The organism is Pseudorhodoplanes sp., from assembly GCF_050250235.1.
GTDB lineage: Bacteria > Pseudomonadota > Alphaproteobacteria > Rhizobiales > Xanthobacteraceae > Pseudorhodoplanes.
On the sequence record NZ_JBFWPA010000047.1, the window covers coordinates 1 to 26,392 of the forward strand.

Consider the following 26,392-nt stretch of genomic DNA (forward strand, 5'->3'; position numbering starts at 1 on the left):
GGTCATAGTGATCCGGTGGTCCCGCGTGGAAGGGCCATCGCTCAACGGATAAAAGGTACGCCGGGGATAACAGGCTGATGATGCCCAAGAGTCCATATCGACGGCATCGTTTGGCACCTCGATGTCGGCTCATCACATCCTGGGGCTGGAGCAGGTCCCAAGGGTTCGGCTGTTCGCCGATTAAAGTGGTACGTGAGCTGGGTTCAGAACGTCGTGAGACAGTTCGGTCCCTATCTGCCGTGGGTGTCGGAGTTTTGAGAGGATTTGCCCCTAGTACGAGAGGACCGGGGTGAACGTACCTCTGGTGGACCTGTTGTGGCGCCAGCCGCAGTGCAGGGTAGCTATGTACGGACGGGATAACCGCTGAAAGCATCTAAGCGGGAAACCCACCTCAAAACGAGAACTCCCTTGAGAGCCGTGGAAGACCACCACGTTGATAGGCCGGGTGTGTAAGCGCAGCAATGCGTTGAGCTTACCGGTACTAATCGCTCGAATGACTTGATTGCTCTTGTCTTCAATGCCCATCGCGGCGGCGCATTCCGATGCGCCGCCGATGGATTGGTCAGTGACCAGCTTGCTTGTTGATCGAGGTCCGCGCCTTCGCGGGGACGCTCGCTCCGCGCGCGCTTCTCAAACCCGTCTTTCGCCGGCCTGGTGGTTCTTGCGGAGAGCCTGAACCCGATCCCATTCCGAACTCGGCCGTTAAACTTTCCCGCGCCAATGGTACTAAGTCCTAAGACTTGGAAGAGTAGGTCGCTGCCAGGCCTGCAAAAGACGGCTATCCCCTCGACACGATTTCACGTTCAAAAGCACCGGCAGCCGTTCATCGGCTGCCGGTGCTTTTTTATGCGCATCGCCCAGCGCGAAAACGGCTGCGGACCGTGGGCAAACCGCGTCGTTTGGCCCGTGAGACCCGCGGTTGACAGCTCCGCTGCCATGCCGGCTAATCAAAAACAACAACAAGCCGCGGCACCGTCCCGGCGTGAATTTTCGGAGGGAACATCACATGATCAAGACCTTGCGAATGTCATCGGTTGCCGCAGCGCTTTCCGCGCTTGCGACCGCCATTGCCCCTGACGCCGTGCTTGCGCAGCAATTTCCGACGAAACAGGTCACGCTGGTCGGCGGCTATCCGGCCGGCGCCGCATCGGACACGCTGGCACGCGCCATCTCCGATCAGCTCCAGCAGCAATGGGGGCAGCCGGTCGTGGTCGACAACCGGCCAGGCTCGTCGGGTAATCTCGCCGCGACCCAGGTCGCGCGCTCGGCGCCCGACGGCCACACCATTCTGGTCGCCACCGATGCGATGCTGACCTCGAACTCATTCATGTTCAAGGCGATCGCGTTTGACCCCGCGAAGGATTTCGCTCCGGTGCTCAACGCTGCAAAGAACATTCTCGTGCTCGCGGTGCATCCGTCCCAGCCGATCAAGACGGTCGCCGATTACATCGCGGAGGCGAAGAAGAATCCGGGCAAGATGGCATACGCCTCGTCGGGACCCGGGTCCCCGCACCATCTCGCCGGCGAATTGCTGGCGCAGAAGGCCGGCATCAAGCTGCAGCATATCCCGTACAAGGGAGGCGGGCAGGCCATCAACGATCTCGCCGGCGGCCATGTCCCCTCCGGCTTTCTGAGCCTCTCCGCGGCGCGCGGTCTGCATGATTCCGGCAAGATCCGGATTATTGCGGTGGCCGAGCCCAAGCGGTTCTCCGAACTGCCGGACATTCCGACCATCGCGGAGACCGTTCCGGGGGTCGAGATGGGATCATTCGTCGCATTGGTCGCGCCGGCGGGGACGCCGAAGGCGGTGGTCGACAAGATCAGCGAAGCGGCCGCCAAAATCCTGAAGGATCCCGCGGTCTCCAAGCGGCTCGCCGGCGCCGGCCTCGTCGTAACTGCCGATCCGCCGGCGAACCTTGCCAAGACCATCACCGATGGCCTCAAGATTCGCGGCGAACTGATCAAGGCGGCCGGCATTCAGCCCGAATGACGGAGCCCTATCTATTTGACGGAACGCGCCTATCTTTCGCTTGCAATCGTTTCGTCACTTGCTAGATAGCGCGACGATTTCCTGCGGCGCGCCGGTATCCGGCGCGGTCGCGCAAGTGGTAACACCGGATACCGCTTGCATGGACCCCACTTGGCGCGGGGTGGAGCAGCCCGGTAGCTCGTCAGGCTCATAACCTGAAGGTCGCTGGTTCAAATCCAGCCCCCGCAACCAAATTTAGCCCGACAGATCAGACGCTTGAGTCTCATCTGTCGGGTTTTTTCATGCGCTACAGCGCAGCGGCTGGTTCTGAGAAAGCTTTCGCTCGGGGTCCTAAAGGCGGAACCGTGTCAAGTATTGACGCGCGCCGCGCCCTTCGTTCGCGTGCGCCCCTAACGTGATGCCTAAACGAGGTAGCGTGTTAGCTGGTTGAACTCAGAAGATTCTCAGCCGACCTGTCCAAGCTATCCAGATGCTCGGTAACGATCGACCACAAGACGATGGGATCGATCCCTCGGTATTCGTGGCGCAACAGGTTGCCCAACCCGTGACCTTTGGCCACGGCACGTCGGACCGCGCGAGGCATCGCCCAGCTCGACGCGAAAGTTTGCGCGTCTGCGTCCTTTGTCAGATTGCGAATGCCCGCGATTTCTTCACGTATGTCGCTAAGACGAATACGGACGGAATGCTCAGCCATCGGAAGATTCGAACGGCTTTCCGCTCAATATCCGCTCGCAGCAAGGGATGGAGGCCGTTGCGCGTCCCATAGTCGATGTTTTCGCCCACGGCCTTCTGCAGGGTTTCGTAGGCATCTATAAACAGCAGAAATCCAAACTTCTCTTCGGAGACTGGATCAACAAACACATCTATATCTGAATCGGAGCGCGCTTCGTCGCGCGCATGCAGACCAATACAACAGATTGGCACCAACCGACTTGCCGGCGCCGTGGTTGGCCACGGCGCCCAGAGGTCGGCAATCACGCCGCGGGCCGCCCCGTGTTTCCGGCGATGACGTCACGATTTCCCGGGGGGCATCAGGGCATGCGGGTGTTGGGTGCTCGGCCCTCTTTGTGTAGTCTTGCCGGGCCGGTTCATGGTTTGAAGAGAGCATCATGACGAGATTTCGGAAGCAGGATCGGCTTTCCGCCTTCGAGAACCTTCTGTCGCTCGCCGGATGCTGGTACTGGGAAGCGACTGCCGATCTGAAGCTTCGGACGCTGTCACCAAATTTTGCGGATGAAACGGGTCTTTCACCGAAAAGCTGGCTGGGACGGCGTCTTTCGGACATATCGACTCGGGCAAGTCACCTCTCTCTTGCAGCGGTCGGCGAGCCATTCCAGGACGTCATCTTCATCTATCGAGACGAGGATGGAGCCGAGCGGGTGATGTCCCTGATCGGCCGGCCGCTGCGCAACGGACGCGGCGCGATCGCGGGCTGGCGCGGCACCGGACGGGACATCACGCTCCAGTGGAACGAAAATCGCCACGCAGTGGCAGCTCAGGAGTTGCTGCTGGGCGGCATGGAGGAGATATCCGAAGGGATCGCACTTTACGACGCCGATGATCGGCTGGTCCTGTTCAACCAGAATTATCTTTTCTTTCGACAGGGAGACGGCCCGACCTTCACGCTCGGCGAGAAATTTCAGGATATCATCCGCGCAGCGGCCTATAAGGGGCGCTACCCGGGCGCGATCGGCTGCGAAGAAGAGTGGATCCAGCGCCGCCTCGCCTATCATCAGAATCCTTCCGGCACGTTCGAACTCGAACTCGATGACGGGCGCTGGCTGCAGATCATCGAACGCCGCACGTCCGGTGGCGGCACGATAACCGTCAACACCGACATTACCGCGATGAAACGCCGCGACGAGAGGGCCCTTCAAGCCCAGCGCCTCCAGGCGCTCGGGCAATTGACCGGCGGCGTCGCGCACGACTTCAACAACATGCTGCTGCTGTTCGAATGCAATCTCGAGTTGCTGGGAAAGGCCGTCAGGGCCGGACGAAGCGCGGAATCGTATTTCGAGGGCTGCGAGCTTGCGATCGGTTCCGGACGCGGCCTGGTCCGCCGCCTGCTCGCAGTCGCCAGGCAACAGCCACTGCAGCCTCATCTGGTCGATTGCAACGATCTCGTGCTGCAAATGCAGGAGCTTCTCAGCAGAACCCTGCCGCACGGGATAGCGGTTCAGGCCATGACGAGTCCGGGCTTGTGGCGCACCCTGATCGACCGCAGCCAGCTCGAAGCCGCGATCCTCAATCTGTCCCTCAATGCCCGTGACGCCATGCCGAACGGCGGAACGCTGCGGCTGAGCACCGCCAATATCTTTTACAGCCGCAGCATCGTCGACGGGCATCAGGTCGTTGAACCGGGCGAGTATGTGGTTCTGTCGGTCAGCGATACGGGCAAGGGCATGACGCGGGACGTCGCATCTCGCGCGCTGGAGCCCTTCTTCACGACGAAAGCGAACGATCGAAACAGCGGACTCGGCCTCAGCACCACCTACGGGTTCATCAAGCAATCGGGCGGCGAACTGGAAATCGAAAGCCAGCCGAACCGGGGCACAACCATACGTATGCTTTTGCCGCGCGCCGATCGCGGCGCGATGCGTGACAAGTACATGTTGGGCGGTTCGCGCCCAATGCGCGGCAAGAACCGCTAGCGAGCCCCATCCCTGACAAGGACGGACTCGGCCCGGAAATCATTTGATGGCCGGCTGTGATCGATTGCGTCGTCCGCCTGTCCTCTTGATCGCGTCCCATCCCGAGAACAGTGCGGCTAGACTGACCCACAAGATGCAATTTAATGCACAATGCTTGTGCGCAAACGCCTGATTCAAGGGCGACGGCGAAGGTGACCACGATGGAGCGTCGCAATATCAGTTCAGGCTCTCGGTTTGAGGAGGAGGGCGCCTATTCCCGGGTGGTCATGGCCGGACCGATGATATTCCTGTCCGGCTGCAGTGGTTTTGATTACGCGACGGGAAACATTTCCGATGACGTCGTCCGTCAGACCGAACAGACTTTCGAAAATATTTCCGCGGCGCTCACGGCCGCTGAAATCACGATGAAAGATGTCGTGCGCCTCAACATCATCATGAAGAATTCGTCGGATTACAGGCTGATCACGCCCGTTCTGCGGCGGCATCTGGACGCCGTGCGTCCCGCGACCACCACCTGGCAGGGCGACCTGATGGATGCGCGGATGAAGGTTGAGATCGAGGTCACCGCAATTCGTTCGGTACCGCACCAGGGCTTCTGAAGACGACCTCGGTCGGACGACGGACCCTTCAACGACCGCAATTCTTCGCACGGCGCGCGATCCTGCCCGTTCGCGTTCGGACATCTGCCGACCACATTGTCGATCGTCCGAACACTTGACCGTCCCATCCCGCGGTGACCTACTTTCACAGAAATTCATGCGAGCAGTACGGAGCGGCAAAGCGCGACGAGCCGCCGGCATCGACTGCCGAGCAGCGCGCACCCGCTCTTGCGTCAAGGCTCGCAACGTCAGCGGCGGGGTCGAAGGGCAAATGTCGAAAGGTGCTGCGGCAGCCGGGCATTCTTTCTGTATCAGGACAGGAGACGCTAAACTCATGACATCTCTTTTCAGGATTTGTGTCCGCGCGGCGCTGTGTGTCGCAATGGGGCTCTGGTTCACGAGTTTGCCTGCTCAGGCTCAGTCCGACGGGAAGCTGAAGATCGGATTTGTGTATTTTCTCTCGGGCCCGGGTGCGAGCTTTGGAATTCACGCACGGAACGGTTCGGAACTGATCGTTAACGCGCTCAACAACGGCACCGTGCCGGCCCCCTACAACACCAAGGGAATCGGCGGTTTCGAGATCGTGCCGATCTATGTCGATGAAGCCGGCGGCGCTCAGAAGCAACTCGCTGAATATCGCCGCATTGTCGAGCGCGAAAAGGTCGATGTCGTCATCGGCTACAATTCCAGCGCCGACTGCAACGCACTGGGCCCGGTCGCCGAGGAGATGCAGAAGATCACGATCTTCTTCTATTGCGGGCATTCCCAGATGTTCGAGGAAGTGCTGACTGATCCCGTCTACAGCTTCCGCACGGCCCCTCCCGGCACCATCGATTCGATCGCGGCGGCACGGTACATCCTCGCAAAATATCCGAACACCGACTCGATTGCGGGCATCAACCAGAATTATTCCTGGGGGACCGACTCCTGGTCGGAGTTCAAGGCGAGCATGGAAGCGCTGAAGCCGTCGGTCAAGGCGACCACGGCGCAGTTCCCGAAGCTTGGCGCCGGTGAATACGGCGCAGAGATCAGCGCTCTGCTCGCAAATCCCGCCGACGTCATCTTCAGTTCGTTCTGGGGCGGCGACGCCGACGCCTTCGTGCTTCAGGCCAAGAGCCGCGACCTTGCCAAGCGCAGCAAGTTGGCTTTCTGCATGGGAACCGGCATCATCGACGGGCTCGGTGCCGAAATGGTGGAGGGTGCGATCGTTGGTGCCCGCGGCCCGCATTCGTACCTGGCGGGAGACACCCCCTTGGCGCGCTGGTTCACCTCGACCTACGAAAAGACCTACAAGCAGACGCCGACATTTGGCGCGTCCGCGGCGGCGCAGGCAATCCTGGGCTACAAGGCCGCCTTCGAGAAGGCCGCTGCCAAGGCGAAGAAGGCTCCCACCACAATGGAAATCATCGAGGCCTTCCGGGGCCTGGAGTTCGAAACTCCCAGCGGATTCCCGATCCGCATGGCCAAGGCCAAGGGTCATGAAGGCATCCAGGCCACCGCTTACGGAACGTATTCCGGCTGGGACAAGGCAAAGAACAAGCCGATCATCACCGACGTGAAATACTTCAACGCCGAGTGCGTGAACCCGCCGGCCGGCGTGAAGGCGATGGACTGGATCAAATCCGGGTTCAAAGGCGCGAAGTGCGACTAGACGTTGCGGAAACCAGAGCCGGCTGCGGGTTTCCCGCGGCCGGCTTTTGCCCCGGTCATCTGCCGTGAACATCGCGATCGCCATTGTGCTCGACGGGCTGAGCTATTCGGCCTGGCTGTTTCTCGTCAGCGTCGGCATGACGCTGGTCTTCGGCGTCTTGCGGATCCTGAACATCGCCCATGGCGCGTTCTACGCGGCGGGTGCCTATGTGGCGGCGTTTGCCGTGGGGCTTCTCGTCAGCCGAGGCGCTCCATTGCCTTTGCAATTGCTGGCGCTGACGTTGCTGCCGCTGATTGTCGGAATCGCACTCGGCTACGTCATCGAGCGGACGATCCTGAAGCCGATGATGAACGAAGACGGCGTGACGCTGCTGCTCGCGACCTACGCCCTCTTTCTCGTCCTTGAAGATGCGATCAAGCTGGTTTCGGGCGGTGGCTCCTATTATGCGGCACAGCCCCGCGCCGCCATGGGGCAGATCACGGTTGCGGGGCTGCCCTACGCGACCTACGATCTGGTCCTGATCCTCATTGCGATCGCGCTTGCGGTTGCCGGTGCCTGGATTTTGACGGCTACCCGGATCGGACAGCTCGTCGTGGCGGTCGTCGAGGATCGCGAGATCAGTGCCGCGCTCGGCATCAACGTCAGGAAATTGTTCACCTGGACCTTCGCGGTCGGTGCCGCCCTGGGCTTCCTCGCCGGCGGACTGACAGCACCGCGGATCGCGATCATGCCGGGCGTCGCCGGCGACGTGATCATCCTGGCCTTTGCCGTGGTGGTGATCGGCGGGCTCGGCAGCATTGCGGGCGCCGGAGTGGGTGCGCTGATCGTTGGCCTGTGCCGCGCGCTTTCGACCCATCTCTATCCGGAAGCGGAGCTGTTCGTGATCTATAGCGTGATGGTCATCGTGCTCCTCGTTCGTCCCTTCGGCCTGTTCGCCGCGGCGGAAGGACGAAAAATATGAACCTGTTGCGATCGTTCGCCGCGCCCCTCGCCCTCATCGCCATCGGCCTTGTCCTGACACTGACCGCGGACATGATCCCCGGCTGGATGCGCTTCGTGACCCAGCTCGCGCTGTCGGTCGGGCTCGCGAGCCTCGGCGTCATGATCATGATGCGATCGCATCTGGTTTCGTTCGGACAGGGTCTCTATTACGGGGTCGGCGCCTACACGGCCGCGCTTGCCGGCCGGTACTGGGGCGTCCAGGACGCGTTTCTCGTTGTCGGCCTCGGCATCCTTGCGGCGGTTGCGATGGCTGCCGTCGTCGGTCTGATCATTTCGCGCTACCGCGAGATATTCTTTGCGATGCTCACGCTCGCTTTGTCGATGATCGCCTATGGCGTGGTTCTCAAGATGAGCGTGCTTGGCGGCAGCGACGGGATCTCGGTCGGTGCCGTAACCTTTGCCGGCTACCGGCCAAGTGGAAGCGCCATCCAGCTGTCACGCTTCGTGTTCTGCTGCTGGATCACCATCGCCGTGGCCGTCCTGATCCATTTCTATCTGCGGTCCGGGCTCGGACGGCTGGCCGATGCGGTGCGCGACAACGAGGTGCGGCTGGAGTATCTCGGCCTGTCGGTGCGCAGGATCGTGTATCTGGAATATCTGCTGGCGGCGGCCTGTGCCGGTGCGGGAGGCGTGCTGGCGGCCATTTCGACACGGCATGTCAATCCGGAACTCGTGTACTGGACGATGTCCGGCGAGTTCGTTTTCGCAGCCATTCTCGGCGGAACCGCGAATGTGTTCGCACCGCTCATCGGCGCGCTTTTCCTCGAATTCCTGCGTTCCTTCGCTGCCGAGAACATGCCGCATGCCTGGCAATTGATTCTGGGAAGCATGATGCTGGTCATCATCATGTTCCTGCCTCGTGGATTGACGTCGATCGTGGGAAAATTGCGCGGAAAGGCTGTCCCTTGACCGCGCTACTGCGTTGCGAAAACATCCGCAAGGAGTTCGACAACAATGTCGCCGTCGACCATGTCGACCTGACGCTTCATCGCGGCGACGTGCTGGGCATCATCGGAGCCAACGGCGCCGGCAAGACCACGCTGATCAACATCATCACCGGCTACATCAAGCCGAGCGCGGGCCGCATCTTTCTTCATGACGAAGACATCACCCATTCTTCGCCGCGCATTCTCGCGCACAAGGGCGTCGCGCGCTCCTTTCAGATTCCCCAGCTTTTCGAATCGATGACTTGCATCGACAACGTCATGCTGGCGTTGATGCTGAGCAGCGAACCGTTGCTGGCCAGACTCGGAGGGTTCCTCAAGAACCGGCGGCGTCACGCGGCGATGCAGGTACTGGAACGGTTCGGCATCGGCCAATACGCCGATGCCGTCGTGTCGAACCAGCCGCAGGGCGTACGCAAGCTGCTCGATGTCGCGGTTGCGATGTGTCACGTGCCGCGGCTGGTGCTGCTGGACGAGCCGACCAGCGGCGTCAGCACCAGCGAGAAGCACGGTGTCATGGACGCAATCTGGAAGGTGCTGGCAAGGAGCGAGGTCGGTGTTCTGTTCATCGAGCACGACATGGAGCTGGTGAGGCGGTATGCCACGCGCGTCATTGCGCTCTATCAGGGGCGTGTCATCGCGGCTGGGCCGCCCCATGAGGTCATGCAGAATGAAGACGTCCAGCTCTATGTCACCGGAAAGAAGGTTTGAGGGCCGAGGCGCTTCATGCTCGCAATTTCCGATTTGAACGTAGCGATCAAGCGCACCACCGTGCTTCGCGGCGTCGGGCTGAAGATCGCGGATGGCAGCTTCGTGACCCTCGCCGGTCGCAACGGTGCGGGCAAGACGACGCTGATGCGGTCGGTGATGGGGCTGCTGCCGGTTCAATCCGGCACCATCGAGATGGACGGGGCGATCCTGAACCAGGAGCCCGATTATCGGCGCGTCACGCGCGGCATCGGATACATGCCCGAGGGCCGGCGGCTCATCGGGCAGTGGACGGTGGAGCAGAACATCCTGCTGCCGCTGAAGGCAATGAACCGGCGCGACTATGCCGACGAGCTTCGCCGGGTCTACGACTTCATTCCGGAATTGCACGAACTGACGGGACGCCGGGCATCCACACTGAGCGGCGGCCAGCAAAAGCTTGTGGCGCTGGCGCGCGCCCTTGTTTGCGGCAGCAAGCTGCTGCTTCTCGACGAACCATTCGAGGGAATCGCGCCCGCGCTCGCGGTTCGGCTGACTGAGATTCTCTCTCACATACGCCGCGAAAAGGGCCGGAGCGTGCTTCTGTCGGAATCCGACTTCGTGCATTCGGACAGTCTTGTCGACGACGTTTTCCTGATCGAGCGCGGCGAAGTCACCCATCACCCGCGATAGGCAGGCCGGGCCATGCACACGTGGCCGGCCCGCGCGCGTCGATCTTACGGTTGCCCCTCGCGGATCAGCTTGAGAATCGCATCCGGCCGCACAGGCACCGATCGCAGATTGGCTCCATGAGCGGCCAGCGCGTCATTCACTGCATTCAGGATCGCCGGCACGGCACCCATCAGGCCGCCTTCGCCCGCGCCCTTGAACCCGCCGACGGTGTCGATGCTCGGTGTCTCGATATGCTGGAGGTCGATATCGGGCATATCGAGCGATGTGGGAAGCAGATAGTCCAGCAGGTTGGCGTTGAGCAACTGGCCTTCCGCGTCATAGACCACCTCTTCCATCAGCGCCTCGCCGACGCCCTGCGCGATCGCCCCGACGACCTGGCCCCGGACCACCAGCGGGTTGATGATGCGTCCGCAATCGTGAGCGACGACGTAACGCTCGATCTCGACAACACCGTCATCCGCGCCCACCGAGACTGTGACGATGTGGGTTGAATTCGCCAGCGTCACCGGGGGCGGATCGTATATTTCAAACGACTCCAGACCGTATTGCTCGCCCTCCGGAAGGCGTTTCTGCGTCATGGAATAGGCGGTCTGTGCAATGTCCTTGAACGACACCGAAAGCTCTGTTCCCACGACCGTAGCCATGCCATCGCGCAGTTCGATGTCCTCGGCGCTGGCCTCCAGCAGATCTGCGGCAATCCGGCGCATCTTGTCGTTCAGCGATCGCGACGCGAGGATCGTCGCGCCGCCGGCTGCGACGGCGCCGCGGCTGGCCATGGTATTCGAACCATAGGGCGCCGACGCGGTATCGCCCTCCATCACTGTGATATCCTCAAACCTTGCGCCGAGGTGATCCGCCACGATCTGCGCGAAGGTGGTGAGATGACTTTGCCCTGCGGCCGCCTGGCTGATGAAGGCGGTCACATGCCCCGAGGGCTCGACCTTGATATTGGCGCTGTCATAGCCGGTGATCGCGCGAACGCCGCGGGCGGCCCAGCCCTTGGCGCCGATGCCGGAAACTTCGACAAACGAAGCAATGCCGATGCCGCGGTATTTTCCATCGACCAGCCGGTCGGCCGGCTGTCGGGCCCGGTAATCATCATAGCCGATCGCCTGCTTCGCCATCTGGAGCGACTCCTGATAGCTGCCGGTGTCGTAGCGGACACCCAGCGCGTTCACATAGGGCATCTCCTCCTGGGTCACGAGATTTCTCGCGCGAATCTCGGCCGGATCGACCCCCAGCTTGCGCGCGATGCGATCCATCATTCCCTCGATCGCGACAAAGGCGGAAACCGAACCCGTTCCGCGATAGGCGCCGGTCGGGCAGGTATGGGTCGCAATCGCCCGGGTCAGAAACCGGTAATTGCGAATCCGGTAGGGGCCGACCGACATGCGTGCCGCGCCGAGCGGTTCGAGCGTGCATCCAAACGGGTAGGAGGAATAGGCGCCCGCGTTCGTGGTAACCTCGTTCTTCATCGCCACGATGGCTCCGCTTTCGTCGAACGACACGCTGAGCTTCAGACGATGATCGCGGGCCTGGGCGTTGGTGAGAAGATCCTCGCGCCGATCCTGGATCCACTTCACCGGCCGGCGATATTTCCAGGCCAGCGCCGCGACGATCAGTTCGTCGGGATAGACATGGGCCTTCATTCCGAACCCACCGCCAACGTCCGGCACGACCACCCGGATGCGGGACTCGGGGATTCCGACGAATTCCGCGATCGCGCTTCGAACGATATGGGGCACCTGTGTCGACGTATACACGACCAGCGACGAGCCGACGCGTTCGGGAATGGCAACCACCCCCCGCGGTTCGATGCTCACGGCGGCGACACGGCCGAGCCTGAATGTCTCCTCGATAACGTGAGGCGCCGAGGCGAATGCCTCCTCGAAGCCTTCGGTACTGAATGTGTGCCGCAGCAGCACATTGTCGCCGAGTTCCTCATGCACGACCGGCGCACCGTCCCGTTCGGCTTCCAGCGCATCCGAAACGCTTGGCAACGACGAGTAGCTTACCGTCACGCGGTCTGCCGCATCCAGCGCGAGATAGGGCGTTTCCGCGATGCAGACCGCAACATATTCCCCGACGAATCGCACCCGGTCGCGCGCAACGACGTCGCGCAACGCCAGCCGATAACCCTGGATGTCGATCTCGGTGCGGATCGGCTTTACCAGCCTGGCAATGTCGTCGCCGGTGAGTATTCCGACCACCCCATCGAGAGCCTTGGCCGCGCTGACGTCGATATTCTCGATTGTCGCATGCGGCTCGGGGCTGAGCACGAATGATAGATGCAGCGTATCGGCCGGAACATCGACGTCGTCCACGAAGCGGCCGGCGCCCCGCAGCAGCCAGCCATCTTCGCGCCGAAGGACGGGACGTCCGACATAGCTTTCGTTGCCTGCACTGCTCATCAATCGGAGCCCTTTGTCGCGCGCGTGTCGAGATCGCGGCCGGCTTCGAGCACCGCCTTCACGATATTGTTGTATCCGGTGCATCGGCAGACATTGTTGGTCAGCGCGTCTCGCGCTTCCGCTTCGGTGGGGTGCGGGTTTGCGTCCAACAGCTCCATCGCCGTCATCAGAAAGCCGGGCGTGCAATAACCGCACTGAAGCGCGTGGTTGCGCCGGAACGCCTCCTGGATCGGATGCAGATCGTCCAGTCCGGCGAGGCCTTCGACCGTGATGATCGACGCGCCATCGAGGGTGACGGCAAAGTGCAGGCAGCTGCGCGCCGTCCGGCCATCGATCAACACCGTGCAGGCTCCGCACACGCCCTGCTCGCAACCGATATGCGTCCCGGTCAGGCGCAGTTCGTGGCGCAGGAAATCGGCAAGAAGATATCTTGGCTCGATGGAGCGCTGGTAGCGCTTGCCGTTCACGGTCAGGCTGATATCGATGCGTTTGCTCATCGTGCGCTTTCGGCAGGTACCAGGCCAGCTTCGGTGAGAGCGCGTTCGACCACCGTGCTGGCGATCGTCCGGCGGTATTCCGCGCTCGCATGGATATCCGAGCGGATTTCGATGCCGGTGGCCCATTGTTGCGCGACATCGCGGAGCAACCCGCGCGTCAGGCGCTGCCCGGCCAAGGCGGTCTCGCCCTCGGGCCAGCGAATGGGAATGTCGCCCAGCCCCATCAGCGCGATCCGCGCCGATAGACAAGTGCCGTCTTCGCTCAGTTGCAGCTGGGCCGCGGCGCCGGCCAGCGCAAATCCATGCCGCCGGTTGCGGCCGATCTCGACGAACGCCGCCCGGCTTCCCGTTTTTGCCGCCGGAAACGAGACAGCCCGCAACAGCTCGTCGGCCTCGATTGCGGTCGACAGCGCGCTCCGAAAGAACGCGCTGGCCGCAACCGAACGCCGCCCGCGCGGTCCGACGATGACGAATGTTGCGTCGAGCGCGACCGCCACACATGGAAGCTCCGCCAGCGGGTCGGCATGCGCCAGGCTGCCACAGATCGTTCCGCGATTCCGGTTCGCCGTTCCGCCCACATGCGGCAGCGCCGCCGCAAGCAGAGGGCAGCGCTCCCGTACCAGTCGAGAGGCGCCCGCCGCCGATTGCCGCACCATTGCGGATATCGTGACGGCGCCGTCGTTGTCCTCGATGGCATCGAGGCCGGGGCAACGATGGAGATCGATGATGACTTCCGGCTGGATGATCCGGGTATTCATCAGAGCAACAAGGCTTTGACCGCCGGCGAGCGGACGTGCCGCGTCACCGTGCTCGGCCATGAGCCGCACGGCCTCGTCGAAAGTCGATGGCGCAAGATATTCAAACGAGGCAGGCTTCAATCGCTTCTCCTCGGCCCGCCCTGACGGGAAGAATAGCCAGGCTGGCATTCATTCCGATCATGCGCGAGCCACGCAGTGAGCCTACAGACATTATTGTCGTTCTTCGACCGGCCAAGTGTTCCTTGGATTGACGCCTCACCATCAGCATGCCGGCGCGCGTGCTGCGGGCGAAGCGGCAGCGCGCCGGAAATCGGTCGATCACACGAGGTTGCTCGAATGATCAAGCCGATGCGTTCGAGAGGCGCTTTCTGCGTCCTTGCGGGCTCCCCGTGGACCTCGCACAATCTTGCCAAGGAAATCTTCTGAAGGGAAATTGACCGATGATCTCGCGCCGTTCCGCGTTGTTGATGGGTACTGCTGGTGTCATCGCTGCCGGGTACCCCCGTTCGATGGCTCTGGCCCAGAACAAGATCGTGACCTTCGCCGGCTGGGGCGGTGTTACGCAGGAAGCCGAGAGGAAGGCCTATTTCGATACCGCCAAGGAATTGGGTATCGAAGTGCGCGAAGATCGCCATGGAGGATTTGCCGGCATCAAGGCGCATGTGAGCGCCGGCAACGTATCATGGGATGTCGTCGGCACCGGTTTCGCGGAATGCGAGCGGGCGGCGCGAAACGGTCTCGCCGAGAAGCTCGATTACTCGAAGATCGACACGACCGGCGTGCCGAAGGAGTTCATCCATCCGCATTACGTCGGACTGTGGACCTATTCCTACGGTATCGCGTATCGCACCGACAAATATGGCGCCAACGCTCCGCAAAGCTGGGCCGACTTCTGGGATGCGAAGAAATTCCCGGGACGCCGTTCGCTCTGGGCAGCGGGTCGTTACGTGCTCGAAGCGGCGATGATGGCCGATGGCGTCCCCGCCGCGGACGTCTACAAGGCGCTGGAAAGCCCGGGCGGCGTCGACCGCGCCTTCAAGAAGCTCGCGGAAGTGAAGCCGCATGTCCCGGTATGGTGGACGTCGCAGGGACAGGCGATGCAGCTCATCCGCGATGGCGAGGTTGACATGATCCTGCTCGCCAATGGACGCGCCGGGTCTCTGGCGGACGACGGCGCCAAGGTCGGCTTCCAGTTCAAGCAGGCATTGCTCGACACCGAGGGCTTCATGATCGTCAAGGGCGCTCCGCATCCGGATGTCGCCCATCAGCTGATCAGCCACAGCCTGAGGCCACAGCCGCAGGCGCTGTTCACCAAGTTCATTCAGTACGGGCCGACCAATCAGAAGGCCTTCGACGTGGGCACGATCACCGCGGAAAGCGCCGCCAAGCTGCCGACCGCCCCGGCCAACCTGAAGGTGCAGGGCATCGTGTCGCCGGACTGGTACGCATCCAAGGCCGGCGAGGAATCGCTCGCCCGGCTTGCCCGCTTCCTGCAAGAATAGGATGACGGACGGCACGGAGTCTGAAAGCATCGGCGGGATGAACGGGAGCACAGAGAGGCCGGCGGACCGCACGTCCAGTTCCATCTCGATACAACAGGTCACCAAGAGATACGGATCGTTCGTCGCGCTCGACTCGGTGTCGCTCGACATCGAGCCGGGCGAGTTCGTCACCTTGCTGGGGCCCTCGGGATCCGGCAAGACGACGCTCCTGAACATCATTTCCGGGTTTATCCCGCTCGATTCCGGCCGCCTGTTCTTCGGCGGGCGCGATGTGTCGCAGCTCCCGCCGCACCGGCGTGAACTGGGCATGGTGTTTCAGAATTATGCTCTGTTCCCGCACATGAGCGTGGCGCGGAACGTGGAGTTTCCGCTGCGCGCGCGCGGCTTCAAGCCGGCGGAGCGGCGTGAACGGGTCGAGCGGGCGCTAAATTCCGTGCGGCTGGGCGGATTCGGCAATCGCCGGATCAATGAATTGTCGGGAGGCCAGCGTCAGCGGGTCGCACTCGCCCGGGCGGTCGTGTTCGATCCGAAAATCATCCTGATGGATGAGCCCCTGTCCGCGCTCGACAAGCAATTGCGCGAAGACATGCAGATCGAACTGCGGCAGCTTCACGAGAAGATCGGTTCGACGACGGTCTATGTGACGCACGATCAACGTGAGGCGCTCACGCTCAGCGACCGCATCGCCGTGATGAAGGACGGGAGGCTGGTACAGGTCGACACGCCGAGCAGGCTCTACGAGCGGCCGAATTCCCGTTTCGTCGCGGAATTCGTCGGAGAGACGAGCCTGCTGCCCGTGGACCGCGCGGGTCCGGACGCGGTTTCAATGAGAGGCGCGATGCTGCGGACCGCTTGTCCGGTGCCGCCGACCGGGGAGCTCTTGCTGGTCGTTCGCGCCGAAAAGCTTCGCGTCGCGGAAGCCGGAGCTCCGGACGCCAACTGCTTCAACGCCACCGTGCAGCGGTCGGTCTATCAGGGCGACTCCGTGCTGATCGTCGCGCAAATCGAGGGCCTGCCTGGCAACGTCCTGATCCGATGCGCGGTGAGGCAAGGCGAATCCGTCAGCGTCCCGCCCAGCGGACACGAAATCACGCTCCGACTCGATCCCAGCGACGCGGTGATCGTCAACGCGCAATAGCGCCTGTGGCTGCGATCAGCGGCCGCGGCTGGCGATCGCGGCCAGGAGACCAGCGAACAGGCTGAGCGCGATCAGAATCGAACTGATGGCGGCGATCGTGGGGTCGATTTCGTCGCGCAGCGCCGTGAACATGATCTTGGTCAGCGTGGTATTGGTGCCGCCCGAGATGAACAGGGCGACGATGACCTCATCGAGCGACATGATGAACGAAAACAGCGCACCGGCCATCACGCTTCCCTTGATCTGAGGCAACGTCACCAGCATGAATGCCCAGAACCGGTTGTAGCCCAGACTGCGCGCGACCATCTCCTGACTCATGTCGAAATTGCGCAGTCCTGCAAGGGTCGTGGTGATGACGAACGGCAGTGTCATCATGGCGTTCGCGGCGATCAAGGCGGTCAGGCTGGTTACCAGATTGAGCCGCGCCAGCAGGAAGAACAGGCCGATCGCGATGATGATGTGTGGCACCATGAGCGGCAGCAGCAAAATGACATGGATGCGGCGGAGCGCGCTGGAATAGCGCGAATTGATCGCGTAGGCGGCCAGCACTCCAAGCGGAGTCGCGATCAGACAGGCCATCAGGGCCATGCGCAGGCTTACCCAGGTTGCCTGGATCCATTCCGGGCTCGTGAGATACTGACGATACCAGCGCAACGACCACGATTGCGGGGGGAAATCGAGGAACCTCGAATCCGAAAACGACATCGGGATCACGATGGCGATCGGCACCACCAGGAACAGCAGCGCCAGCAATACGAAGGCGTAGAGCCACAGTCGCCTGAAATGGCCGATATAGCCGATCTCGCTTCCGGCCGACATGCTAGCCGCCCATGACCCGTTCGACCGAAAGCCACCGGCTGAGCATCCAGAAAATGCCGAGCACGACCAGCAGGCAGACGACCGCGACGGAGCTGGCTGCGCCCCATTCGAAGAACAGATTGACGTTTCGCTCCATCAGCATGGAGATCATGATCGTGCGTCCGCCGCCGAGGATTGCAGGGGTGATGTAGAAGCTGAGGCTGAGGACGAAGACCAGCAGGGCTCCGGCCATCAGGCCGGGCAACGAGAGCGGAAAATAGACCGCCCAGAAGGCATAGCGCGGCGTGGCGCCGAGGCTCGAAGCGGCGCGGACCAGCGTTAGATCAATCCGGCACATATTGGCGTATAGCGGCAGGATCAGGAACGGCAACATGATATGGAGCATGCCGATGATGGTTCCGGTGACATTGTGAACCAGATAAAGCGGCTCCTGGATGATGCCGAGGTTGACGAGCGTCTTGTTGATCACGCCGCGCCTTTGCAGCAGCACCAGCCAGGCATAGGTCCGCACCAGCAGGCTGGTCCAGAACGGGATCAGAACGAATGTCATCCCGATGATCGCCCATCGCGCCGGGAGCTGGCTCAGCAGATAGGCCACCGGATAGCCGATGATCACGGCGAGCAGGGTAACCGTGCCGCTGATCTGGATCGTCAACCACAGGCTGCGCGAATAGGATGGATCCTCCAGCATCCGAAGATAATGCTGCGCCGTGAAGCTGCCCTTTTCGTAGACCGAAAGCCCGAACAGCATCGCCAGCGGGATGCCCAGAAGCACGAGGACGACCACGAGCGCCGGCACGGTCAGCAGCAGCATCTGACGGCGCTCGCGCTGCTCCGTCGGATTGAGACTTGCGAGCCCCGGCCCGCCATTATTCAATCGTGCAGTCGGCACCGGCATTTCCCTGACCGATCAATGCTCACGGTCCTTGCCCGGCCGAGACTCGCATGCGTGCCGGGACGGTTCAATATCGTTGATCATCGGAAAATCGCGACTGGCCGGATGATTATTCGCCTCTGGGCAACCCGGCGGCATAGTGACTATCGAACCGGCAGCCGGCCGGGACGCATCTGATCTGTACCAGCCATGAATTCGGACCAGAGAGGCATTCGTCCCGCGGCTGCGGAAATTTGTGAGCGGGTCAAAATGACATCTAAGGTGATCGGCGTCGACGTTGGTGGGACTTTTACCGACCTTATTTTGGTCGACGACGACAAGGGCCAGGTCTCCGTAGCCAAGGTTCCCTCGACACCTCAGAACCAGGCGTTCGGCGTGATCGCGGCGATCGAAGCCACCGGCAGCCCTCTGCATGACGTGACCGCCATCGTGCACGGAACCACGGTCACAACCAACGCCCTGCTTGAACGCAAGATCGCCAGATGCGGCCTGATCACCACACGCGGGTTTCGCGATACGCTCGAACTTGGGCGGCGCACCCGTCCGACCGCCTACGGCCTCATGGCGGAGTTCACGCCGCTGATTCCGCGCAACCTGCGCTTTGAGGTCACCGAGCGGATGGACGCGCGCGGGGCCGTGGTGACGCCGCTCGATACCGGCGAAGTGCGCGAGGCGGTGCGGCAGCTGCTGTCGCTCGGCGTCGAATCGCTCATCATCCATTTCCTGCACAGCTACGCCAACCCCGCGCATGAGAAACTGGCGGCGCAGGTCGCCCGCGAGATGTGGCCATCGCCCTATGTGACCGCCGGAAGTGACATCATCACCGAGTTCCGCGAATTCGAACGGGTGGTGACGGCCACCGTGCATGGTTCGGTGCAGCCGGTCATTGCGCGCTATCTGTCGCGGCTGAACGGCGAACTTTCCGAAAAGGGCTATCGGCGGGAATTGCTGGTCATGCAGGGCAACGGCGGCCTTGTTGCCTCATCCATGGCGGCGGACAATGCCGTGCAAACCGTGATGTCGGGTCCGGCTTCCGGTGTTTCGGCTGCGGCGTTCTGCGCCAAGGCGAGTGGAGTCGATCATCTCGTCACCTACGACATGGGCGGCACCAGCTGCGACATCGGCATCGTGCAGGGCGGCGTTCCCGAAATCACCACCGAGAAGCAACTGGAATTCGGTCTGCCGATTCACGTACCCATGGTCGACGTGCACACCATCGGAGCTGGTGGCGGCAGCATCGCCTATGTAGATGCGGGCGGAATGCTGCAGGTCGGCCCGGAATCGGCGGGCGCGGTACCGGGACCGATCTGCTACGGGCGCGGCGGAACACGTATCACTCTGACCGACGCAAATCTTCTGCTCGGCCGGCTCGATCCGGACGCACTCCTCTCGGTCGAGACACGTGTTGCACCCGACGCAGTCGCCGCGCATATGAGCGAGCAGATCGGCAACCGATTGAAACTCGATCCGGTCGCGGCCGCCGCTGCGGTGATCCGCATCGGCAACAACAAGATGGCCGGCGCCATTCGCATGGTCACACTCGCCCGCGGGCTTGATCCGCGCGACTATTCGCTGTTCGCTTTTGGAGGGGCAGGGCCGCTCCATGCCGTGGCGGTCGCCCGGGAACTCGGAATTCCCCGCGTCTTCGTTCCGCTGCGGCCCGGACTGATCAACGCTCTTGGCTGCATCGTCAGCGATGTGCGCCACGACTATATCGATATCGTCAACAAGCGCCTCGCCGTCCTCGATATCGAAGAGGTTCGGGGCCTGCTGCGGCGGCAGATGGACGCGGCGCATGAAACGGTCCGGCACGAGCAGGTCGACGTCAACGAGGTCTGGTTCACCCACCACGCGCATATGAAATTCGAGGGTCAGACCCATGTGCTGCGCGTGAAGCTCGAACGCTCCGATCTGACGCTGGAGGGTCTTCGGCAGATGTTCGATCAGGCCTACTGGAACCGGTTCGCCGTGCGGCTGCCGGAAATGCGCCCGGTGCTGGTCGACATCCACACCACCGTTTTCGGCCGCCGTCCGGGTGTCTCGCTGGACAATCTGCTGAAACGCCAAAGCGGAAAATCACTCAAGGACAGCCAGGTCGCCACGCGCCCGGTCTGGTTCGCCGAAGGCGGATGGCAGGATGTCCCGATCTACCAGCGCGAAAAGCTTCCAGCCGATGCAGACTTTGCCGGCCCCGCCATCGTGATCCAGCTCGACACCACAACGGTGAACGAGCCCGGCACCCGCGCCCGGGTCGATGCCAACGGCAATCACATTCTGACGGTGTAACTGATGCAGACCAAGCTCGACGACGTGACGCTTTCAGTGATTCAGAGCAGCCTTCAACAGGTCTGCAACGAGATGGATGTCGCGTTTCAGCGCGCCGCATTCAGTCCGACGATTTCCGAGACGATGGACCGCTCCGACGGCATCTACCACCCCGACACCGGCGAGCTAATCGCGCAGGGCGAATGGGGCATGCCGATTTTCGTCGGCTGCATGCGGTTTTCGACCCAGGCCGCGCTCGAATACATCCGCAAGCACAACATCCCTGTCGAACAGGGCGACGTCTTCATGTTCAACGATCCTTACATGGGCGGCACCCATGTCATGGACGTCAAATTCCTGCGCCCCTATTTCCACGACGGCAAGATATTCGCCTGGTTCAGCAATACCGGGCATTGGCCGGATTGCGGCGGCATGGTGCCGTCCGGCTTCTCCTCCAACGCCACCGAAATCGAGCAGGAAGGTCTGCGGCTGCCACCGGTCAAGATTTTCAAGCGCGACGAGATCGACAACGAGATTCTGTCGATCGTGCTGTCCAACGTGCGCGTTTCGGAGGAACGGATCGGCGACATCAAGGCACAGATCGGCGCGCTCACGGTCGGAGAGCGGCGGTTCACCGAGATCATCGAGCGCTACGGCGTGGATGTTGTTTCCGGCTGCATCGACGAATTCCGAAAGCGCGCGGCGCAGCTGATGCGCGCGCGCATCGCCATGATCCCGGACGGACGGTACGAGGGCATCGCCTATGTCGATTCGGATGGCGTTAAGGACGAGCCGCTGAAGATCCATATCGATCTTCGCAAGGAAGGCACCGAGCTTTATTTCGATCTGTCGCAGTCAAGCCCGCCTTGTGCCGGCCCGATGAACAGCGTGCTGGCCACCACGAAGTCGGCGATCTACCTTGCCGTCAAGCACCTGTTTCCGGAACTTCCGATCAACGAGGGAACCTTCGAGCCGATCCATATCAAGGATCCGGAGGGCACGTTCCTCTATGCGAAATATCCGAGCCCGGTCTCCGGCTGCGCGGCGGAGGTCAGCCAGAGAATCTGCGAAGCGGTATTTTCGGCACTGGTGAAGGCGGTCCCGGATCTGTGCTGGGCTGCGCCGGCGGGAACCGTCGGAAACCTGTCACTGGGCGGCTTCGATCCCCAGCGCGACCGCCGCTACGTGATGTACAACCTCAGCGGCGGCGGTTATGGCGGAAGCGTCCTGTGCGACGGCATGAGCAACGGCTGCTCCACCACCGGAAATGCCGCGACCACCCCGGTGGAGGTGCTGGAGCAGTATTATCCGATCATCGTCGAGCATTACCGCCTGCGCGAACGCTCGGCCGGCGCCGGACGGCGGCGTGGCGGCCTCGGCGTGAACTATCGGGTGCGTCTGCTCGACGGCGAGGCCAAGCTCTCGTTCATCATGGATCACGGCCGCACCGGTCCTCAGGGCGCCCTGAACGGTCGGGACGGCGCGGTCAACCGTGTGGTGGTCGCCTACGAGGATGGCAGCGAGTATCATCCCAAGCATCTGAGCAAGGACCAGGGCATCGTGATGACCGCCGGCGATGCCGTCGAAGTCTGGACGCCGGGAGGCGGCGGCTATGGCGATCCGCTCGAGCGGTCGCCCGACGCAGTCGCGCGCGATGTCTTCCTCGGCTATTACTCGGTGGAGGATGCAGCCGAGCAATATGGCGTGGTGCTGCAGACACCGGACGGATCGCCCGACACCGAACGAACCGGAGAATTGCGGGCGCGCATGCGCCAATAGCGCCCGTGCCCGCTCGGTCGAGGTGGTCCGGTCGTCTCAGCTTGCCAGCTTGATCAGGTTGCCGCGCAGCGCTTCAAGCTCCGCCCGCGCCGCTTCGAGCGCCTCGAGGCTTTCGATCGAATAGCCTTCCGCAAGTCCGCTCTTGGCGGCGCGCAGCGCGTCGCGGGCCTTGCCGACATGTTGCAGGCGCCGCGCCTCCATGTCGACATGGAGGCCTTCCATTTCCTCGAACGTCTTGTTGAAAGCGACCGCCTCCTCCTCCGTGACCCCCTCGGGCAGATTGAGGGAGACCTCTCCGTTGCGGACCTTGATCGGATAGCCGCCCGGCAGCCCGAACGGGCCTGCGCCATGCCCGATATATTCGCCCCCCGTCACGAAGGCCGCGGCCATCGGCACGACCGTGGTGCCGGTCAGCTGGTTCAGGGAATCGTCCGAGCCGAGCGGAAACTTGATTTCCTTGAATCGCATCATGAAGTCGTCGATTTCCCGGCCGTCGATCCAGGCGCGGGGATTGATGTTGCGGCGTTTGGCGACCGGCTGCCGGAAGTCGGCGACGTGGGGCTCCCACTGCGCCAGCAAGCGAACCGTGCCCGGCTTGCGCGATCCCAGCAGGGCGGCTGCCGCGACGGCAATGATGTCGACATTGCCGAAGCCGAGCGGCGACCTGAGGCCGGCGGCCTTGATTACCGAATTCGCGACGTCGGGATAGGCTCCGTTGATGATCACCGTGTCCGTGCCGGCAATGTCCACGGCGCGAACCAGACGCGCGGTCAGGATGGTGTGGAACGGCGTGCCGAGTCCATAGCCGCCCTCCTGAACCAGCGCGCTCCAGTCGTTGCGGTTTGCGAGTGCCCATGGCGACTGCATCGAGGCCGTTTGCACGATGACTTTCGGCTTCAACTCGGCGATGGTCCGCGCGAGACTTTCAGGCGTCGACCAGTCGAGCACGATGGGCCTGGTGTAGTTCTCGACCGACAGGGCGGTAGCACGCGAATTCGCGACCAGAGACAGCCAGCGGCAGCGATCGCCGTCGCGGCCGCCGATCGCGATCTGCAGCGGGCGTCCGACGGGAGTAGTCGCGAGCGCAAACAGGCAGGCCTCTGCCAGGGAGCCCGTTCCGGTAAAGAAAACGTCGCAGTTCGTCATCCTGTGTCCCGTCTTGCTGACCGATTCCGCGCATCTTTTTCCGTCGGCGAGGCCGGTTCAAGGTTTGTGGCGGCAAATACTCGCCTGAACGTGCGCCCATTCAAATGGCCAGACCGTCTGTTCGAATGGACACTCAGCGCCGTCGGCCCGTGGCGCTAGGATTTCGGCTCATGGATCTGTCAAATCAGAACGCAATCGTCACGGGGGGCGCCAAGGGAATCGGCCGCGCGATCAGTTTTGCGCTTGCCCGCGCGGGCGCAAATATCGCCCTGATCGCGCGCGATGCGCAGGCCATGAGCCGCGTTGCAGCCGAGATCGGAAAGTCGGGCCGCCAGGTGCTGATTGCCGAGGCGGATGTCAGCAACGATGCCGAGGTGAAGGCTGCGGTGCAAGGCGCAGTCGAGCGGTTCGGTGGCCGGATCGACATTCTCGTCAATGTCGCGGGCATTGCCGGCCCGATCGAAACTCCCGTCCAGGATGTCGACGCGGCTGCGTTCGATGAGGTGATGCGCGTCAACGTGGCAGGAACATTCCTGCCCACGAAATATGTCGTACCTGTCATGATTCGTCAGAAATACGGGCGGATCATCAATATCGGCAGCAACTCCGGAACCGCCGCATATCCGAACCGTGTCGGCTATGCCGCCAGCAAATGGGCGATACGCGGCCTGACGCGCTGCGTCGCCCAGGAAGTGGGTCCGCACAACGTCACCGTTAATTGCATCAATCCGGGCATCGTGGACGGAGAGCGCATGCAGCGGCTGTGCCGCGAGCGCGCCCGGACCAGAGGCGTGGAAGAGGAGACCATCCGCCGCGAATATTCCTCAGCGCAGGCGATCGACCGCATTACCAGCGAGGAAGACGTCGCGGAGGTCGCGGTGTTTCTTGCCAGCGCCGCCGGCAAGAACATCACCGGTCAGGACATCGATATCGACGGCGGGTGGAGACTCTAGCGCGGCTACGAGCGAAGCGGGTACCGGTTCGCGCCAGAAAACACGTCTCGGGAAGCGCGTCGCCGCAAGATACGGGCGCGGCCTACGATCCGTCGTGGTCGACACCGATTGTCACCGCATGCGTGCGGTTCTTGGCGCCGAGCTTCTTGAACAGGCCGCGCATATAATACTTGACGGTATATTCCTCGACATTCAGTTCGCGCGCGATTTCCTTGTTGGAGGCGCCTTCACGCAACAGCCTGAGCACGGTTTCTTCCTCGTCGGTCAGGCTGACCTTCTGCGCCTTGGCCGACTCTTCATCCTGCGGGATCGCGAGGCCGGAATTGACCTGATCGACAAGGAGCGAAGGGATGTAGCGCTCACCGGCGAGAATGAGCTGGATCACGCTCACCATCGCCCGCGCCCCTATCGATTTCGGAATGAAGCCCGCCGCTCCGGCGCGCAACGCGTCGACAACGATGTTCGGGTCATTCAGGCCGGACAGAATCGCGACCGGTATTTGCGAGGCTTCCTCGCGCATGCGCACGAGCCCGGAAACTCCACGCATGCCGGGCATATCGACATCCAGCAGGATCAGATCGAACGGGGCCGACGACTTGACCAGCGCGACGGCGTCATCGAGCGAGCGCACGTCCTGCACCGATATGCCGAGATCGAGCGCTTCGAGATACGCCTTCAGCACGTCCCGCAGCAGATCATGATCATCCGCAAGAAGAATTCTCATTGCGATTGCAACACTCTTCAGACTGACTGCATAGAGGAAGGCTAGAGCGGAGACGAGCCCAAGTCAAAAGCAGGGACTTTCACGCCGCATTCCAGGCCTCTTCCGACATCCGGCGATGACCGAAAGATAGATGGAAAGGGGCCGGCCCGGCCAATATTGCTCTGAGCTTCCGTGGCGTTCCCTCAGCTCCGGAACCGAGCGAAGAACCGGGTGCGTCCCATCGCGATAAATCCGCCGTCCCTTGCCGCGTCTGAAACGGTATTTGTCGCCGCGGCACAAGCCACTCCGTTGCGGGAGGCGTCCGATCTCGCGCGCGAGCATTTCGGAGTTTCCGGTTCCGTGGTGACCCTGGGCAGCGAGCGCGACCAGAATTTTCATATTCGCGCGTCGAATGGCCGCGAGTATATTCTGAAGATCGCGCATCCGGCGGAAGAGCCCGACGTCACCGACCTGCAGACCCAAATCCTTCTGCACATCGCCGGCGCGGAACCATCCCTGCCCGTTCAGCGCATTGTTCCAGCGAAGAGCGGAGCGTATCACGCCCGGGCGCTGCTGGCCGACGGAAGTGTGCGGACCATACGTCTCGTCACCTGCCTGCCGGGGATTCCGCTTCACAAGGCGACGCCATCGCGGCAACTGCGCGGCCGTCTCGGCCGTTCGCTTGCCGAACTCGATCTCGTATTGAAAGGATTCACTCACAAGGCTGCAAAGCGGACCCTGATGTGGAATCTCAGCGAGGCGGCGAGCGTTCGGGATCGCCTGGTTCATGTGTCAGACGCCGAAACGCGGGAACTTGCGCTGGAAGCCCTGGAGCATTTCGCTCGGGATGCCGCGGGCGTTCTGGATGGGTTGCCGCATCAGCTTATTCATTGCGATTTCAATCCCCATAATATTCTGGTCGATTCCGCCGATCACGACCGCATCAGCGGAATACTCGATTTTGGCGATGCGCTTGTTGCGCCACGCATCAACGATGTCGCGATCGCAGCCTCCTATCACCTCACCGCCGAAGGCAATCCCGTGCGCATGGCGGGTGAGGTGGTTCGAAGCTATCATTCCCGCAGCCCGCTTCGACAGGACGAACTTGAGATATTGCCGATCCTCATCGGTGCGCGTGTCGCGATGACCGTCGCAATCACCGCCTGGCGCGCGGAACTCTATCCGCAGAACCGCGACTATATCCTGCGGAATTCGTCCTACGCGCGGATCGGCCTGCGCGCCCTGGCAGAATTCTCACCGGCGCAGGCGCGGGATATTCTGCATCGGGCGAGCGAGGAGGCGTAACCAC

The 26,392-nt window shown here is 62.2% G+C and carries 23 protein-coding genes, 1 tRNA gene and 2 rRNA genes; 17 read left to right on the top strand and 9 right to left on the bottom strand.

What is annotated here, in order from left to right; genetic code table 11:
• From AB7F49_RS19890 to AB7F49_RS19905, 4 genes are all read left to right on the top strand, one after another.
• Positions 1-506: ribosomal RNA gene (locus tag AB7F49_RS19890) — 23S ribosomal RNA — on the top strand; the annotation flags it as partial.
• Between the two features lie 144 nt (positions 507-650).
• Positions 651-765 (top strand): 5S ribosomal RNA (rrf, locus tag AB7F49_RS19895).
• A 241-nt stretch (positions 766-1,006) separates the two neighbouring features.
• The gene (locus AB7F49_RS19900) at positions 1,007-1,990 is read left to right on the top strand and encodes a Bug family tripartite tricarboxylate transporter substrate binding protein (RefSeq protein ID WP_428525491.1); all 984 of its coding nucleotides are present in this window, start codon (positions 1,007-1,009) and stop codon (positions 1,988-1,990) included.
• A 154-nt stretch (positions 1,991-2,144) separates the two neighbouring features.
• Positions 2,145-2,221 (top strand) — tRNA-Met (locus AB7F49_RS19905).
• 187 nt (positions 2,222-2,408) lie between these two features.
• Here AB7F49_RS19905 and AB7F49_RS19910 read toward each other — a convergent pair.
• Together AB7F49_RS19910 and AB7F49_RS19915 are read right to left on the bottom strand one after the other, a co-directional pair.
• Complete coding sequence (locus AB7F49_RS19910) at positions 2,409-2,684, bottom strand: HepT-like ribonuclease domain-containing protein (protein ID WP_428525493.1); 276 nt, start codon at positions 2,682-2,684, stop codon at positions 2,409-2,411.
• Positions 2,615-2,968 carry a nucleotidyltransferase family protein gene (locus tag AB7F49_RS19915; RefSeq protein WP_428525495.1) on the bottom strand — a complete coding sequence of 118 codons (354 nt, stop codon included), beginning with the start codon at positions 2,966-2,968 and terminating at the stop codon, positions 2,615-2,617. Before AB7F49_RS19915 ends, AB7F49_RS19910 begins: the two co-directional genes overlap by 70 nt.
• Positions 2,969-3,099: 131 nt before the next feature.
• On the opposite strand from AB7F49_RS19915, the gene AB7F49_RS19920 reads away from it, so the two are divergent.
• The 7 genes from AB7F49_RS19920 (at position 3,100) to AB7F49_RS19950 (ending at position 10,217) form a co-directional block, all read left to right on the top strand.
• Positions 3,100-4,641, top strand: a complete 1,542-nt coding sequence (locus AB7F49_RS19920) for a PAS-domain containing protein (protein WP_428525497.1) — start codon at positions 3,100-3,102, stop codon at positions 4,639-4,641.
• Positions 4,642-4,841: 200 nt separating this feature from the next.
• Positions 4,842-5,240: a Rid family hydrolase gene (locus tag AB7F49_RS19925; protein WP_428525499.1), complete on the top strand. Its 399-nt coding sequence runs from the start codon at positions 4,842-4,844 to the stop codon at positions 5,238-5,240.
• A gap of 334 nt (positions 5,241-5,574) precedes the next feature.
• Positions 5,575-6,891: an ABC transporter substrate-binding protein gene (locus AB7F49_RS19930; RefSeq protein WP_428525501.1), complete on the top strand. Its 1,317-nt coding sequence runs from the start codon at positions 5,575-5,577 to the stop codon at positions 6,889-6,891.
• A gap of 64 nt (positions 6,892-6,955) precedes the next feature.
• Complete coding sequence (locus AB7F49_RS19935; protein ID WP_428525504.1) at positions 6,956-7,852, top strand: branched-chain amino acid ABC transporter permease; 897 nt, start codon at positions 6,956-6,958, stop codon at positions 7,850-7,852.
• Complete coding sequence (locus AB7F49_RS19940) at positions 7,849-8,802, top strand: branched-chain amino acid ABC transporter permease (protein WP_428525506.1); 954 nt, start codon at positions 7,849-7,851, stop codon at positions 8,800-8,802. The genes AB7F49_RS19935 and AB7F49_RS19940 overlap by 4 nt, the downstream gene beginning before the upstream one ends.
• Positions 8,799-9,548, top strand: coding sequence for an ABC transporter ATP-binding protein (locus AB7F49_RS19945; protein ID WP_428525508.1), 750 nt, complete (start codon positions 8,799-8,801; stop codon positions 9,546-9,548). The genes AB7F49_RS19940 and AB7F49_RS19945 overlap by 4 nt, the downstream gene beginning before the upstream one ends.
• A 15-nt stretch (positions 9,549-9,563) precedes the next feature.
• Positions 9,564-10,217 carry an ABC transporter ATP-binding protein gene (locus tag AB7F49_RS19950; RefSeq protein WP_428525510.1) on the top strand — a complete coding sequence of 218 codons (654 nt, stop codon included), beginning with the start codon at positions 9,564-9,566 and terminating at the stop codon, positions 10,215-10,217.
• 44 nt (positions 10,218-10,261) lie between these two features.
• Here AB7F49_RS19950 and AB7F49_RS19955 read toward each other — a convergent pair whose 3' ends face one another.
• From AB7F49_RS19955 to AB7F49_RS19965, 3 genes are read right to left on the bottom strand one after another with little or no spacing between them, the layout of a single operon-like run.
• Positions 10,262-12,628, bottom strand: a complete 2,367-nt coding sequence (locus AB7F49_RS19955; protein WP_428525512.1) for a xanthine dehydrogenase family protein molybdopterin-binding subunit — start codon at positions 12,626-12,628, stop codon at positions 10,262-10,264.
• On the bottom strand, positions 12,628-13,125 hold the full coding sequence (locus AB7F49_RS19960) for a (2Fe-2S)-binding protein (protein WP_428525514.1): 498 nt from the start codon (positions 13,123-13,125) through the stop codon (positions 12,628-12,630). Before AB7F49_RS19960 ends, AB7F49_RS19955 begins: the two co-directional genes overlap by 1 nt.
• Positions 13,122-14,003 carry an FAD binding domain-containing protein gene (locus AB7F49_RS19965; RefSeq protein WP_428525516.1) on the bottom strand — a complete coding sequence of 294 codons (882 nt, stop codon included), beginning with the start codon at positions 14,001-14,003 and terminating at the stop codon, positions 13,122-13,124. Before AB7F49_RS19965 ends, AB7F49_RS19960 begins: the two co-directional genes overlap by 4 nt.
• A gap of 320 nt (positions 14,004-14,323) precedes the next feature.
• Between AB7F49_RS19965 and AB7F49_RS19970 the strand changes: the two genes are divergently transcribed.
• Together AB7F49_RS19970 and AB7F49_RS19975 are read left to right on the top strand one after the other, a co-directional pair.
• Positions 14,324-15,385 (top strand): ABC transporter substrate-binding protein, encoded by a 1,062-nt coding sequence (locus tag AB7F49_RS19970; protein WP_428525519.1) that lies wholly within the window; start codon positions 14,324-14,326, stop codon positions 15,383-15,385.
• A 37-nt stretch (positions 15,386-15,422) separates the two neighbouring features.
• Positions 15,423-16,523 carry an ABC transporter ATP-binding protein gene (locus AB7F49_RS19975; protein ID WP_428525576.1) on the top strand — a complete coding sequence of 367 codons (1,101 nt, stop codon included), beginning with the start codon at positions 15,423-15,425 and terminating at the stop codon, positions 16,521-16,523.
• A gap of 15 nt (positions 16,524-16,538) precedes the next feature.
• Here the strand turns inward: AB7F49_RS19975 and AB7F49_RS19980 are convergent, their stop codons facing one another.
• Positions 16,539-17,342 (bottom strand): ABC transporter permease, encoded by an 804-nt coding sequence (locus AB7F49_RS19980; protein WP_428525521.1) that lies wholly within the window; start codon positions 17,340-17,342, stop codon positions 16,539-16,541.
• A gap of 1 nt (position 17,343) precedes the next feature.
• The gene (locus tag AB7F49_RS19985) at positions 17,344-18,234 is read right to left on the bottom strand and encodes an ABC transporter permease (RefSeq protein WP_428525523.1); all 891 of its coding nucleotides are present in this window, start codon (positions 18,232-18,234) and stop codon (positions 17,344-17,346) included.
• A gap of 252 nt (positions 18,235-18,486) precedes the next feature.
• Here AB7F49_RS19985 and AB7F49_RS19990 point away from each other — a divergent pair, with 252 nt between their 5' ends.
• Positions 18,487-20,523, top strand: a complete 2,037-nt coding sequence (locus tag AB7F49_RS19990) for a hydantoinase/oxoprolinase family protein (RefSeq protein WP_428525525.1) — start codon at positions 18,487-18,489, stop codon at positions 20,521-20,523.
• Between the two features lie 3 nt (positions 20,524-20,526).
• On the top strand, positions 20,527-22,281 hold the full coding sequence (locus AB7F49_RS19995; protein WP_428525527.1) for a hydantoinase B/oxoprolinase family protein: 1,755 nt from the start codon (positions 20,527-20,529) through the stop codon (positions 22,279-22,281).
• Positions 22,282-22,317: 36 nt separating this feature from the next.
• On the opposite strand, the gene AB7F49_RS20000 is transcribed toward AB7F49_RS19995, so the two are convergent.
• The gene (locus AB7F49_RS20000) at positions 22,318-23,427 is read right to left on the bottom strand and encodes a hypothetical protein (RefSeq protein ID WP_428525529.1); all 1,110 of its coding nucleotides are present in this window, start codon (positions 23,425-23,427) and stop codon (positions 22,318-22,320) included.
• Between the two features lie 170 nt (positions 23,428-23,597).
• Between AB7F49_RS20000 and AB7F49_RS20005 the strand changes: the two genes are divergently transcribed.
• Positions 23,598-24,380, top strand: a complete 783-nt coding sequence (locus AB7F49_RS20005) for an SDR family NAD(P)-dependent oxidoreductase (protein ID WP_428525531.1) — start codon at positions 23,598-23,600, stop codon at positions 24,378-24,380.
• Positions 24,381-24,462: 82 nt separating this feature from the next.
• On the opposite strand, the gene AB7F49_RS20010 is transcribed toward AB7F49_RS20005, so the two are convergent.
• Positions 24,463-25,104 carry a response regulator gene (locus AB7F49_RS20010; protein ID WP_428525533.1) on the bottom strand — a complete coding sequence of 214 codons (642 nt, stop codon included), beginning with the start codon at positions 25,102-25,104 and terminating at the stop codon, positions 24,463-24,465.
• Positions 25,105-25,314: 210 nt separating this feature from the next.
• Here AB7F49_RS20010 and AB7F49_RS20015 point away from each other — a divergent pair, with 210 nt between their 5' ends.
• Complete coding sequence (locus AB7F49_RS20015) at positions 25,315-26,388, top strand: phosphotransferase (RefSeq protein ID WP_428525535.1); 1,074 nt, start codon at positions 25,315-25,317, stop codon at positions 26,386-26,388.
• The last annotated feature ends 4 nt before the right edge of the window (positions 26,389-26,392 follow it).

What these genes read in the sequence shown, in the direction of transcription:
- AB7F49_RS19900 (WP_428525491.1), top strand. Translation starts at nt 1,007, where the DNA reads ATGATCAAGACCTTGCGAATGTCATCGGTTGCCGCAGCGCTTTCCGCG.
- AB7F49_RS19910 (WP_428525493.1), bottom strand. Translation starts at nt 2,684, where the DNA reads ATGGCTGAGCATTCCGTCCGTATTCGTCTTAGCGACATACGTGAAGAA.
- AB7F49_RS19920 (WP_428525497.1), top strand. Translation starts at nt 3,100, where the DNA reads ATGACGAGATTTCGGAAGCAGGATCGGCTTTCCGCCTTCGAGAACCTT.
- AB7F49_RS19925 (WP_428525499.1), top strand. Translation starts at nt 4,842, where the DNA reads ATGGAGCGTCGCAATATCAGTTCAGGCTCTCGGTTTGAGGAGGAGGGC.
- AB7F49_RS19930 (WP_428525501.1), top strand. Translation starts at nt 5,575, where the DNA reads ATGACATCTCTTTTCAGGATTTGTGTCCGCGCGGCGCTGTGTGTCGCA.
- AB7F49_RS19940 (WP_428525506.1), top strand. Translation starts at nt 7,849, where the DNA reads ATGAACCTGTTGCGATCGTTCGCCGCGCCCCTCGCCCTCATCGCCATC.
- AB7F49_RS19950 (WP_428525510.1), top strand. Translation starts at nt 9,564, where the DNA reads ATGCTCGCAATTTCCGATTTGAACGTAGCGATCAAGCGCACCACCGTG.
- AB7F49_RS19955 (WP_428525512.1), bottom strand. Translation starts at nt 12,628, where the DNA reads ATGAGCAGTGCAGGCAACGAAAGCTATGTCGGACGTCCCGTCCTTCGG.
- AB7F49_RS19960 (WP_428525514.1), bottom strand. Translation starts at nt 13,125, where the DNA reads ATGAGCAAACGCATCGATATCAGCCTGACCGTGAACGGCAAGCGCTAC.
- AB7F49_RS19970 (WP_428525519.1), top strand. Translation starts at nt 14,324, where the DNA reads ATGATCTCGCGCCGTTCCGCGTTGTTGATGGGTACTGCTGGTGTCATC.
- AB7F49_RS19975 (WP_428525576.1), top strand. Translation starts at nt 15,423, where the DNA reads ATGAACGGGAGCACAGAGAGGCCGGCGGACCGCACGTCCAGTTCCATC.
- AB7F49_RS19980 (WP_428525521.1), bottom strand. Translation starts at nt 17,342, where the DNA reads ATGTCGGCCGGAAGCGAGATCGGCTATATCGGCCATTTCAGGCGACTG.
- AB7F49_RS19990 (WP_428525525.1), top strand. Translation starts at nt 18,487, where the DNA reads ATGACATCTAAGGTGATCGGCGTCGACGTTGGTGGGACTTTTACCGAC.
- AB7F49_RS19995 (WP_428525527.1), top strand. Translation starts at nt 20,527, where the DNA reads ATGCAGACCAAGCTCGACGACGTGACGCTTTCAGTGATTCAGAGCAGC.
- AB7F49_RS20000 (WP_428525529.1), bottom strand. Translation starts at nt 23,427, where the DNA reads ATGACGAACTGCGACGTTTTCTTTACCGGAACGGGCTCCCTGGCAGAG.
- AB7F49_RS20005 (WP_428525531.1), top strand. Translation starts at nt 23,598, where the DNA reads ATGGATCTGTCAAATCAGAACGCAATCGTCACGGGGGGCGCCAAGGGA.
- AB7F49_RS20010 (WP_428525533.1), bottom strand. Translation starts at nt 25,104, where the DNA reads ATGAGAATTCTTCTTGCGGATGATCATGATCTGCTGCGGGACGTGCTG.